Source organism: Bacillus sp. NP247, assembly GCF_018966865.1.
Lineage (GTDB): Bacteria > Bacillota > Bacilli > Bacillales > Bacillaceae_G > Bacillus_A.
The window spans coordinates 3,563,284-3,576,897 of the sequence record NZ_CP076653.1 but is presented as its reverse complement, the minus strand read 5'-3'; the positions used below and the strand labels follow the sequence as shown (position 1 = coordinate 3,576,897).

Annotated in this window: 7 protein-coding genes; 3 read left to right on the top strand and 4 right to left on the bottom strand. The window is 34.2% G+C overall.

From position 1 onward, the window contains the following. The first annotated feature begins 52 nt into the window (after window positions 1-52). On the top strand, window positions 53-1,447 hold the full coding sequence (locus tag KPL75_RS18630) for an O-antigen ligase family protein (protein ID WP_219917297.1): 1,395 nt from the start codon (window positions 53-55) through the stop codon (window positions 1,445-1,447). A gap of 220 nt (window positions 1,448-1,667) precedes the next feature. Here KPL75_RS18630 and KPL75_RS18625 read toward each other — a convergent pair whose 3' ends face one another. Then, the gene (locus tag KPL75_RS18625; protein ID WP_219917296.1) at window positions 1,668-4,124 is read right to left on the bottom strand and encodes an S-layer homology domain-containing protein; all 2,457 of its coding nucleotides are present in this window, start codon (window positions 4,122-4,124) and stop codon (window positions 1,668-1,670) included. A gap of 564 nt (window positions 4,125-4,688) precedes the next feature. Continuing rightward, window positions 4,689-6,536 (bottom strand): S-layer homology domain-containing protein, encoded by a 1,848-nt coding sequence (locus KPL75_RS18620; protein WP_219917295.1) that lies wholly within the window; start codon window positions 6,534-6,536, stop codon window positions 4,689-4,691. A gap of 259 nt (window positions 6,537-6,795) precedes the next feature. Here KPL75_RS18620 and KPL75_RS18615 point away from each other — a divergent pair, with 259 nt between their 5' ends. Continuing rightward, window positions 6,796-8,226 (top strand): glycosyltransferase family 39 protein, encoded by a 1,431-nt coding sequence (locus KPL75_RS18615; protein WP_219917294.1) that lies wholly within the window; start codon window positions 6,796-6,798, stop codon window positions 8,224-8,226. A gap of 12 nt (window positions 8,227-8,238) precedes the next feature. Here KPL75_RS18615 and csaB read toward each other — a convergent pair whose 3' ends face one another. Both csaB and KPL75_RS18605 read right to left on the bottom strand, forming a co-directional pair. Further along, window positions 8,239-9,327, bottom strand: coding sequence for a polysaccharide pyruvyl transferase CsaB (csaB, locus tag KPL75_RS18610; RefSeq protein WP_219917293.1), 1,089 nt, complete (start codon window positions 9,325-9,327; stop codon window positions 8,239-8,241). A gap of 147 nt (window positions 9,328-9,474) precedes the next feature. Continuing rightward, window positions 9,475-10,995 carry a putative polysaccharide biosynthesis protein gene (locus tag KPL75_RS18605; protein ID WP_219917292.1) on the bottom strand — a complete coding sequence of 507 codons (1,521 nt, stop codon included), beginning with the start codon at window positions 10,993-10,995 and terminating at the stop codon, window positions 9,475-9,477. A 252-nt stretch (window positions 10,996-11,247) separates the two neighbouring features. Here KPL75_RS18605 and secA2 point away from each other — a divergent pair, with 252 nt between their 5' ends. After that, window positions 11,248-13,611, top strand: a complete 2,364-nt coding sequence (gene secA2, locus KPL75_RS18600; RefSeq protein WP_219917291.1) for an accessory Sec system translocase SecA2 — start codon at window positions 11,248-11,250, stop codon at window positions 13,609-13,611. Window positions 13,612-13,614: the final 3 nt, after the last annotated feature.

Below are 13,614 nucleotides of genomic sequence, written 5' to 3'. Positions count from 1 at the left end.
TATACCCATCTCTTGGGTGCTTACATAAAGGAATGAAGAAATGGAGGAACATATGGTTAATAAGTTGAAACAAACGGATAACTACTTCCCGCATTTCCTATTGCTATTCATTGTGTTTCAACCAATTTTAGATTTATTAACATCTTTTTCAATCTATGTATTACACATGAGCGCAACTGTTGGAATCGTAGTCCGTTTCGCCTTTATGCTTCTCGCATTAGGTTATCTACTTCTTCATAGAAAACAACCTGGAGCGAAAAAGTACATTCTCTATTTATGCCTACTTGGAATTGTACTAGCAATTGGCCTCGTAAATAATATGATGGTCAAATCCCCGGTTTCATTTGGCGAAGAAGTGAAATTTATTTTAAAGAGTATATATCCTATTGTGCTACTGTTTGGATATATTATCGTCTTTAAAGAATTAAAAAACAAAGAATATGCATTTCACAAAATCATTACATATTTCTTATATGCAACTTTAATTTTAAGTATCACACTGATTGTCGCAATGCTAACTAGTACAGATTTCCCAAGCTATCCTCACTCAAAGATCGGTTCAAGAGGTTGGTTCTTTGCTGGAAATGATTTAAGTGCTATTTTTGCAATTATGTTCCCAATCGTTGTGCTATATTCGATCCATAAAACAACTTCTTTCTCGAAAATCTATTACTGGATTCCAACAATACTTGCGATGTATGCAAGTATTATGGTCGGAACGAAAGTAGGATACGGTGCAATCGTTCTAACACTTGGCGTGGCACTTTTATTCTCATTCATTGAATATATGATTCATCGCAAAAAAGAAGGAAAAGGATCCACATATCTCGTAAATACAGTTGTTGCCGCTATTGTACTAGGAGGCTTAATTGCCCTTACACCACATACTCCTATCTCAAAAAATATGGGCATCCACATGCAAATATACGAATACAAAAAATCAGTACAAGAAGAAAAGGACAGAAAAGAAGGAAAAGTAATTAAAGAAGATCCAGACGCAGAGAAAAAACATGCAAAAGGTGAGCTAACAGACTCTGAGGTCAAAAGTTTAATTTACAGTGATCGCGATAAGTTTTTAAAAGTATACAAACAATACTATAAAGACGCACCACTATCACAAAAATTATTCGGAATGGGCTACGCTGGTAACTATACGGTTAAAATTAAATTAATCGAAATGGACTTCCACGACCTATTCTTTGCATTCGGAATCGTCGGTTTTCTCATTTATTTACTACCATTACTTTACTTCGGTATTAAAATAATCATTTACGGCGTTACAAACTTCAAGAAAATAGTAACTGTAAAATACATGCTACTAGCTAGCACGCTCGTCCTATCGCTAGGAATCGGCTTTATGTCCGGGCACGTATTAACAGCGCCATCAGTGAGTATTTTCTTCTCTGTCATACTCGCTTATATCATTGCTGATTTTGAAATTGAATAATAAAAAAGAAGGTGCTCCAAAAAGTCAGTTACACTGGCTTCTGGAGCACCTTTTTTCTCATGCTTTTATAAACAGATTTAATATGATCCTCTACAAGACAAATTAAATTCCATCCCCTCACGTTTCCAAGCAGATCGTACGGGGGAAACAAGCAAAATAAAAAAACGTTCAAAAGTAGCTATGCAGCTACCTTTGAAACGCCTTTTTTATCATTCATATATTACTTAATGATGTTTTTAACAGTAATGCTTTCGAAAGCAGCAAGTTTGTTATTGTTACTGTCAGTAACTTTAACGCCGTCTTTACCAGGTTTTACTGTAAGTGTTTTAGCAAGTTCTTTGCTGTCTAATGCACGGTTGAACGTGAATGTAACTTTAGAACCTTCTACTTTAGTTGCTTCTACTGTAATTTTGTTTTCTAACTCAGCAGCATTTTTACCGTCAAGAAGAACGATGAAGTCTGCAGCGTCAACATTTTTAACAGCTTCGCTGAAAGTTAATTCTAATTTCTTACCATCTACAAGCTCAGCTTTTTCTACTGTTGGAGCTACGTTTTCAGTAATTTCAACATATAGATTAGCATTTTCACCAGCTTTTGCTTCTACAGATTTCGTGCTATCTTTAACACCGTTTACAGATACAGCATATTTACCAGTAGCTTCTACTGAATCAGCTTTTAATGTAAGTTTTACTGTAGCTGTTTTAGCTTCGTTGTTAGTTAATACAGCTTTTTCTACTTTTGCACCTTCAATTGCATAGTTTGCTGCATTTGTAGCTGAAGCACCGTCAACTTGACCAGCAAATGTAATGATTACTTCATTGTTTTTAGCAGTAGCATCAACACTGTAAGTAAGTCCTTTAACTTCTTCTTTTACTGTACCTACATCAAAAGTAAGTGATTTTGCTTTTGTTGCATTACCAGCAGCATCTTTAGTAAGTCCTGCACCGAAATCAACTGTCCATTTTCCAGCTGCTAATTTTGATAAATCAACTTTAACAACTTTTTTGTTTTTGCTGTCCACTGCAGCTTCAACATTAATGTCAGGTGTTGTAGTTACATAATCCTTAACTAAAGTACCTGCTACTGGAAGTTGTTTAGCATCTAATGTTGCTACATCTTCATTGTAAGTTAATACAAGAACTTGTTTGTTATCTTCAGTTACAACTTCATGCTTAACTAATTCTGGAGCTACTTTATCTTCTTTAATAGTAACAACTACTTGTTTTTCGTAAGCTTTTTCTAATTTAGCACCAACGCTATCAGTTGTACCAGCTTTAACTACGAAATTATTAATACCATCTACTAAGTTAGCTGTTACGTAAGCAACTTTGCTGTTGTCTTTATCTAGTTCAACTTTTTCTGCTTTAACGCCATTTACAGTAATACCATCTTCTAATGCTGTTGCTGTAAAGTCTTTAGAGAATGTTACTTTTAATTGGTTGTTAGAAACAGCTTCTACACCTGTTACTGTTGGTGCAGTTTTATCGATCGCTTGTTTTTTCACTTTTACTTTTGCTGGGTTTGGAGAAATTAAGTTACCAGCAAAGTCAGTAGCACCAACGATTGTTACTACAACTTCAGTGTTTTCTTTAACTGCAGATAAATCGATAGTTGCGAAGTTATCGCCTGCGTTAAATGATTTTAAAGTTGCACCTTGTGTTGCAGTTACTTTACCAATTTCTTGAACTGGCTCAGAGAATAGAACTTTAGCAGTGTTTGCATCTACATATTCTACACCTTTAACTGTTGGGCGAACTGTATCTGTATAAGTAACAACTTGTGAATGTCTACCAGTTTTCACTTTAGCATCTGCTTTCGTTGCAACAGGTTCTACAACTAACACAGCATCTTTAGCACCGTTTAATTCAGCGAAAGTTACTACAACTGTTTTGTTGTCGCTAGAAACTTTAACACCTGTAGCAGCTTTACCGTTTAAAATGAACAATTCTGGTTTAACTTCATCTTTGTTAAGTTCAGTACCGAATTTAACTTCTACTTCTTGAGCATTGATTGGAGTTGCAGAAACAACTTTTGCTTCTGGTTGTTTGTTGTAGTTCATTGCATTGTAAATGAACTGAGCAGCTGCTTCACGTTTTACAACGCCGTTTGGATTGAATTTCCCTTCACCTTCACCTTTTACAAGACCTAAGCTTGCAAGAGTTTCGATTGAAGGTTTTGCACCTTCCCAACCTAAGTTTTCAAGGTCGCTGAAAGTTGCCTTATTGTTTTCATCAGCTTTAAAGCCGTATGCGTTAACAAGAATCTGTGCCATTTGTGCACGAGTTAATTTTTCGTCTGGACCGAATTTGCCACCGCCTACACCAGCCATGATTTTGTTAGATTCAGCAGCTGCGATGTATTTAGCATAACCGCTATTTTCATCTACATCAGTGAATGTAGTTTTTGTTGTGCCAGTTTCAAGACCTTTCGCTTTTACAATGAAAGTAGCTACTTGAGCACGAGTTACGTCTTGACCTAAACCAAATAGACCGCCACCAATACCTGAGATGATTCCTTTTGCAGCCATTTCATTGATTGCTGTTGTGTACCAATCGTTTGGAACATCCTTAAATGCGTTTTCTTGTGCAGATGCAGCAACTGGAGCTACTACTCCCGCCACCATTGCTGCTGTCATTGTACCAGCCATTAATTTGTTAAAAGACTTATTTTTTGCCATTGATCTATTTCCTCCTTGAGAAATATAATACTAGCTTTAGAAATATGTATTTGAAAAACTAGTGATTTACTAAATTCATATATTAATCTACAAACACTTTTTGAAGAATAGTAATTTATTAGCCATAACAAATTCTATCTTTTACCAAAAAGTTAAACCATGTATATAATACGTCATAATTCTTTTTTTTTAAAGATTTTATTATCGCATAATTCGACAAAATCTTAATGTTTGTCGAATTATGTTTTTATCAAGTTTTCTAATATGTAAACGCATATACATCGCTTGTATTTAATATACAGATAGTATTATAACACATATTATAAATGGATTGATAATTTATACTCTTTAAAATTATCGACATCATTCGACATGTATGCGTTTTATTCGTTGTTATTTTGTCGAATTATTTGTTGTTATTTTGAATAAAGTGGAATTGTTTTCATTTTAATGTCACTAAATACCATTAGGTGCCGTCATTTGTTTTATTCGGAAAACAAAAAACTGATCACCTTTTTCATTTTTTACAAAATGTATCTAGGTGATCAGTCTTTGTTTACTTTATTAGTGTTTTACGTACTCTACATTTTCTTTTGCAATATACGCTTCATTTACAGCAGGGTCATCAGAAATGATTTTAACCCATGCTTGTCCATTTATCATTTCTTCGCCTGTAATCGTAACGACTTTATTTGCCGTTAAGTTATACAGTCGTTCATTCGATGTACGAGGGTCTTTTTTCACTTCTACCTTATTCGTTACACGTGCAAGTTTATATTTGTTGTACTCTTTTTTACCTAAATATGAATCAAAACGGAACATATGCCCTGCTACTTTTTTACCCCAGTTCGCATCAGATGCATATTTCATATTTAAACCGCCAGATTTATCGCCTGTATACGCTGCTGTATAGCGCCAGCTTGATGGGTCTAAATATCCTTCATTCATATATAATTTTGCAGCATGTTCAATACAATCTTCTTTTGAATTAAATGTTAGTCCGTTACCAAATGGACTATTATCTGTTGCATTTAAGCCAAATAAATTATTTTTTTCTCGTGCAAGATCACTCGTCCCATATAAACTTTCATGAACTGCTAATGAATATAAGAATAATGCATTTACATTATACTTACTTTCTACTTCTTTAAATTTCTTTCCTAAACCGATCAGTGGAGAATCTGGTTTAACCGATTTTATGTAACTATCTAATTGTTCAGCTGTATAGTCTGTTTTAGAACGTAATGATACATAATTAAAATATTGATAGAACGTTTCATTTCCAAATGTCTTTCCATCTATACTATACATTGATTGCCCTTGCTTCATGAAAGAAGGCGCCGCACCATATCTAAACTCTGTATATCCAGGTGAACTTGTGTCATACGTATAATATTTATGGTATAAATATCCATCTGATTTTACATAATATGATGACTTTTTCATTTCATTTTCAGGAATTAAAGTAATTTCATTTTTCTTCACATAACCTGTTAAATCAGAGAGTTGCACTTTCACGCGATCTTCTCCAACTTCTAACACTTTAAATTCCGTTCCATACTGAAGATATGTATATACAGTTTGTAAATTATCACCATAAATATTAATTATATTTCCAGGGATTTTCTTCGCCGTTGCAAAGCCATCTTTAATCCACACGTATTCGTTTTCATACTTCACTGCATTGATGCCTTTATTTTGTGCAGCTGTAACAGCTTCTTTATATGTAGTGTAACGCTCTACTATTTTTCCTGCATCATTTAACAATACATAATTCTTTGTTTCTACAGGCGTTTCTCCACCGTTGTTACCAATTTTATCAAGCATTAAGTTCAGCATCGCCGAAGCCATACCTCTTGTCGCTGATAAATGTGGTCTAAAGGTATTATCTTCTGGATAGCCTTTAATAATTTGAGTTGCTACCATAACTTGTACATGTTCTTTATAGTTAATACGATTCGTATCAGCAAATGTAAGCGGACTTACAGTTACTTTAACCTTTTTATAATCTAGCGCCTGTTTTACCATTACAGCCATTTCTTCACGTGTAACCACATCACCAGGTGCAAAAGTCTCAGGACTACGCCCTTTAATAATTCCCGCTCCGAATGCTCTACTTACACCGTCATATAAGCCGTATGATTTTGGCACATCATTAAAATTCGAATCTGCTTGTGGAAGTTGTAACGCTTTCGCTATTAATGTAGCAAACTCTGCTCTCGTTATCTCTTTATCCGGTAAATATACATTATCTCCATATCCTGACATAATTCCTTTATTAATAAGAGAACGCATATGCTGCTCAAATTGATGACCTGTAATATCATCGCTCGCCGCATAACTTGAAATAGGAGCTAAAAGCAATGACCCCGTTAACGCAGCTGCTGTAATACCTTTTGAAAATTTCTTCACGGTTATCCTCCTCGTAATCTACGAATTTATCATTCCAACACCGATTATATACTAATTATATAAACATGATAAATAAAAATTAATATAAAGCCTTTTTAAAATACGTATTTTATTATATAAGAATAATATATAAATTCAATATTCTTCTTTCGTACCTCTTTCCTTTTACAACCGTGAAATCCTTTATGATATAATGGCGTAGTTATTTCTGTTTATATAGAAATAACTACAAAGATATTACATACTACGGAGGATAACTATGCCCAGATTATATGCATTTGCATTTAAATCACTGCAAATATTAACAGTATTATTTTTTGTAATGACTCTTATTTTCTCATTGCAATATTTAATAACTGAACCGAAGTACAACACCTTTTTACTTGTAGTTGCACTCATGATTGTTCTAATCGGTATCGTATTCATTTCCATTATCGTGAACCGGTTCTTTACTCAAACACAATTTCTCATATTTCTTTGTTTACTAGCATTCATACTGCGCCTTGCATGGGTGTTAACAATCCATACAAATGTCGTACAAGATTTCGCACAAATGTATAACGGAGCAGTTGATGCAGCAAATAACAATTTCTCATTCGCGGACAAAACATACTTCACTACTTGGGTATATCAATTAGGGTTTACTATGTATCAAGCTGGTGTTATAAAATTGTTTGGCGAAGGTGTATTGGCGATTAAATTACTAAACATACTGTATTGCACTGGCATTACGTACTTTATATATCGCATAGCTTCGCATCTATTTAACGAATTTAGCGGTAGAGTCGCAGCACTTATTTTCGCAACATACATCCCTAACATCATGATGACTTCTGTTTTAACAAATCAGCACCTCGCAACATTTTTATTCTACGCTGGTTTTTATCTTCTCGTAAAAAAAGGAATCTCGCATTCGTATGCATGGATATTTGTTAGTATTCTTATTGCATTTGGCGATATTATGAGACCAATTGGTATTGTTATTTTACTAGCGCTCATTCTTTGCTTACTTATCACTCATGTAATTGGTGATCAAAAAATAAATAAAAAAATGGTCGTATCAAAGTTAATTGGTATGCTTGGCATTTATTATATCGTGCACTTTATCTTTAGCTATACATTAATTACTACAGGGGTTACACAATATCCATTATCTAGTCGCGACCCTTATTGGAAATTTGTAGTCGGATTCAATCCTGATACAACAGGTGGATTTTCTTTCCCTGACCATAAACTTGTTTTTCAATATCCGATTGGCGAGGAACGTTTCGAAATTGAAAAACAACTCATTACAGAAAGAATTGCCGATAAAGGACAGCTATTATTGTTATTCAAGAATAAATTTAAAGTTATGTGGGGAGATTATGACGCATCCATTTATTGGGGGCTAGAAGGATATGCAAAACCCGAATTATCAAGATTACTATGGACGTTAGAAAAATTATCTTACATAAGCATTTGCATATTTGCTTGCATAGCTTCCATCAAAACGATAAAAGAACAAAAAAATAAAACGTTACTATTCTTCTCCCTATTAATTTTAGGTTACGCGGGAGTCCATATATTTATTGAGATACAATCGCGTTATCGTTACTTTATTATACCTACGTTTATGATTATGCAAGGTTACGGCGTCTATCTCATTACGCAATATATGAAAAAAAGATTTCAACGTAAAGAAGTACACTAACAAAAAAACACTCTACTTTTTCTGTAGAGTGTTTTTTTCTATATGATAAATAATTTTCTTGGCCGCTTGTTCCCCTTGCAGTTGAAGCTCATCTACTCTTCTTTGTAAAGATTGTTGTATATCTTCATGCTGCATCACTTGCTTTTTCGCAATTTTATATAAATCTTCGGCACTCCAGTCTCCATCCACACTTCCTATAACAGGTTGATTCACTTGTCGTAAAAACGAATCAATTTTTGGATCGTATGAAATCCCAACCATCGGAGTTTTCGCTACAGCCGAGAAAATAAGGGCATGAAGACGCATACCAATTAAAAGTGAACACTCTGATAAAATAGATATTTTCTCATCAATATCCATTTTATATGGAAGCATATACGTCTCTTCTCCCATTAAATCCACTACGTCACGCGAAGCATTTTGATCAAAAGGACCATGCATCGGGACAAATAAAATTTGGTATCCTTCTTGCTTCAATTTTTTCAGCGCAATAGCTAACTTTTTCATATAATCTTCTTTTGCATTCCAATAACGTACACTAACTGCAATTATTTTTCCATGCAACGAATGCTTTTGCAACCAATCAGATTGCTTCTCTCGTTTCCATGTTAAAACCGGATCTGGAACAAGTTCAATATCCTTTTTCATTCCAAGTTCTTTTAAATATAAAAACGAATCCTCATCTCGCACTGATATGTAGGCAGCTTTCGACAAATGCCATTTTACTAATAGACGATTATGCCTTTTTGTAATCGGTCCTATTCCTTGCGAATAAATATAATATGGCTTTTTTAATAATCGAGCAAACCCCATAATGCCCGTATAATATAAAATGCTCTTCACACTCGTTTGATCCTGAAGGAGGCTTCCTCCACCGCTAATAAGTCCGTCACTTTTTTTAATCGCGCCAAAAACTGCCTTTATATTCCAGCGATCTACAGCCTCTACACCGTACATTTTCCTTGTATAATCAGGGTCATTCGACAGCACAACGAGTTCAATATTCGGATTTTCTTTATTTAACGATTTGATAATCGATTGTAGAATAGCTTCGTCTCCAACGTTATAAAAACCATAATATCCTGATAAAACTAACCGCACTCTTAATCTCCTCCAACATTTGGCAACCAATTTTTTTACCCATCATAAACTGGCGCCAACTCCTTACCTAAAAAACGAGATACCTTAAAATGTATCCTCTTAATAAGCCCGCCCGAATTCCAATACTATAATTTCATAATTGTATATTTATTTATTTAAAAATGGTATTTGTTTTTTTGATATCCAATTTAATTTCAAAGCACATACCCCATACAAAATTGTCGTAATAGTAAGTGCTACACCACTATATAATAACGCAATAATTCTTGAAGATGTAACATCTATAATAGTAGATAGTTCATATAAGCCTAATCCTAAAATACAAGCTATTCCTATTACAGCAAAAAATCTTCCTATATGAATAGAATAGGAAAGAGATTTTCGAATGTACAGATGATTTACGATACAGATTAACACATATATAATCAATGTACTATACGCCGCTCCATCAATTCCATACTTTCTCGCTAATACAATGTTTAACAATACTTTCACAAAGCTTGCTCCAATAACGATCCACGCAGCTTGTACGGAACGGTTAATCCCTTGTAAAACACCTATTGATAATACCATAATCGATGTAAAATACGAACTACCTATCATAACTGCTAACATTCCGCTACCTTTTGCATCTGTAAACAATCCCACATTTAAAGGTACTGTTAATGCTATTAACCATATTGTTAACGGGGCTGTCAACACATGAGCTAGTCGATTTGTATTTTGGACTGTTACTTTCGCCAAATGTATATCTCTTTTTGCCAACGCAGACGTTAATAGTGGTATTAACGGAAATACAATTGCACTTGCGAAAACAACAATCAATTGCGTGAATGCAAAACCACGGCTATATATTCCAAATTGCGCTTGAATTTCTGTCGATGATCCTTGTAACACATGTGGTACTGTAAGAGAATCTACTAAATTTAATAGTGGCATTGATAAAGCACCAATAGCAATTGGAATAGATACTTGCAATATCCTTTTTCCATCTTTTCTCAAATCTCGAAGCGAATATGGGTCTTCCTTATAATTGTATGGACTTTTACTATATGTCATACGTAAATATATAAGTGAACTAATTACACCAAGAAAAGACCCAACCATTGCACCACTAGTAATAACATCACTACTCTTATTCCAAGATACAAGTATATAAGCGATTATTAACATAAAGAACACTCGTACAAATTGCTCAATGACTTGTGATATTCCCGTCGGTTTCATATCACCAAACCCTTGAAAATAACCGCGATAAACTGCCATATATGGTGCAACGAGTAACGCCAATGACGTAACCAGTAACGGCACTCTCGTTTCTTGTCCACCGAGCATATTTGCAATTTCAGTAGAAAACAATATAATCACGAAACATCCGAAAACTCCAAATGCCAATCCTATAATTGATGCTGATTTAAATAATTTCGCAATTCCTCTTTGATTATTCTTTTCATCCAACTCTGCAATCAATTTCGAGATTGCTAATGGAACACCAGCTACTGATAATGTAAGAGCAATCATATATACAGGAAAAACGAGACGAAAAATTCCAAGTACTTCATCCCCTGCAATATTTTGCAACGGAATTTGAAAGAAACTTCCAAGTAATTTCGACAAAAAAGTTGTAATTGTCAAAATTGCTGCACCTTTTACAAACTTCTTATTCATGTTCCTTCTCTTTTCTTTTATACATATATTCTCAAGCAAGTTGTTACAAACTATAGAGATTGCATTTTATCTCATTAAGTTATCATACCAAATTTCTTATATATTGAATACTTTCTTTTTTACAGCAAAAACAAAGAATACTTGCTCAAAAGAACGATTTTACACATATTCCCTCACGCTTTCTATTTCTACTTTTTTCTAGTATAACTATGCTATAATGTATCTATTGTCAGTAAGAGGAGTGTTACAAGAATGCTGAATTCGGTCAAGAAATTATTGGGAGATTCACAAAAAAGAAAGATTAAAAATTATGAACAAATTGTGAATGATATTAATCAATTAGAGTCCATAATGGAAACATTATCAGATGAAGAATTACGTCAAAAAACTGTTACTTTTCAAAATATGTTACAAAGTGGAAAAACAGTTGATGACATAAAAATAGAAGCATTTGCTGTCGTTCGAGAAGCTGCAAAACGAGTACTCGGTCTCCGTCATTACGATGTACAGTTAATTGGTGGCCTTGTGTTACTAGAAGGAAATATTGCCGAGATGCCTACTGGAGAAGGAAAAACACTCGTTTCCTCTCTACCTACTTATGTACGTGCACTTGAGAAAAAAGGTGTCCATGTTATTACAGTAAATGATTATTTAGCAAAACGAGATAAGGAACTAATTGGTCAAGTTCATGAATTTCTTGGTCTAACGGTTGGATTAAACCTTGCTCAAATGCAATCTATCGATAAGAAGCACGCTTATGAAGCTGATATTACATACGGTATCGGTACTGAATTTGGCTTTGATTATCTTCGTGATAATATGGCGTCATCTCAAGATCAGCAGGTACAGCGTCCCTATCATTTTGCAATTATAGATGAAGTTGACAGCGTTTTAATTGATGAGGCAAAAACTCCCCTCATTATCGCTGGAAAAAAATCAAGCAGTTCCGATTTTCATTACTTATGTGCAAAAGTAATGAAAACATTTCAAGATACTCTGCATTACACTTTCGATGCAGAGACACGAACATGTAACTTCACAGAAGATGGCATTACGAAGATTGAAGATTTATTTGATATTGATAACTTATATGATTTAGAGCATCAAACTTTATATCATTATATGATTCAAGCATTACGTGCATATATCGCTTTCCAACGAGATGTAGATTATATTGTCGATGATGAAAAAATTATGCTCGTTGACATTTTTACAGGTCGTGTTATGGATGGACGTTCTTTAAGCGACGGCTTACACCAAGCACTTGAAGCTAAAGAAGGCTTAAAAATTACAGATGAAAATCAAACGCAAGCATCTATTACAATTCAAAACTTCTTCCGTATGTATCCAGCATTATCCGGTATGACTGGTACAGCTAAAACAGAAGAAAAAGAATTTAACCGCGTATATAATATGGAAGTTATCTCTATTCCAACGAATCGTCCTATACTTCGCGAAGATAAAACAGATGTCGTATATTTAACAGCTGATGCTAAATATAAAGCTGTCCGCACAGAAGTAATAAACATAAATAAGAAGGAACGCCCTATCTTAATTGGTACGATGTCCATCCTCCAATCAGAAGCGGTTGCTCGTTATTTAGATGAAGCAAATTTATCCTATCAACTATTGAATGCGAAAAGCGCTGAACAAGAGGCTGACTTAATTGCATTAGCAGGGAAAAAAGGACAAATTACAATTGCTACAAATATGGCAGGACGAGGCACTGATATTTTATTAGAAAAAGGTGTTCATGAACTTGGTGGCTTACATGTAATTGGTACAGAAAGACATGAATCTCGCCGCGTTGATAATCAATTAAAAGGAAGAGCTGGCCGACAAGGTGACCCTGGAAGTTCTCAATTTTTCCTTTCATTAGAAGATGAAATGATTCAACGCTTCGCGGGCGAAAAAGTAGACAAATTAAAAAAATCCCTTAAAGTTGATGAAAACGGTCTAATCCAAAGCCAAAAAATCCATGACTTTGTCAACCGTACACAATTAATTTGTGAAGGTGGCCATTATGGAATAAGAGAATTCAACTTAAAATTAGATGATGTAACTAACGATCAACGAAATGTCATCTATAAACTTCGTAATAATCTTTTAAACAAAGAAACAAATATGATAGAAATTATCATTCCAATGATTGAACATGCAGTAGATGCAGTTGCAAAAAACTATTTAATAGAAGGTATGCTTCCAGAAGAATGGGATTACACTAGTTTAACAGAAGATTTAAAAGAACTTTTACCAAACGAGGAAGTTCCATTATTATCAGCTAATAACGTCCATTCTATCGAAGATTTACATGCCTTATTAAAAGATATTATTTCAGGTTATATAGAGCGTATTAAAAATACAGAAAGCAACATAGAGGCTCAGCAAGCATTTCGCCAAATCGGTTTACATTTCCTTGATTCAAGTTGGACAAATCATTTAAGCGCAATGCAACATTTGAAAGAAGGTATTGGATTAAGACAATACCAACAAGAAGACCCTACACGTCTTTATCAAAAGGAAGGCTTTGAAATTTTCTTACAAACATACAGTCATTTCGAGAAAGAAATGGTTTTATATATTGCACGATATTTAAAAATTCCACAAAATGTATAATGA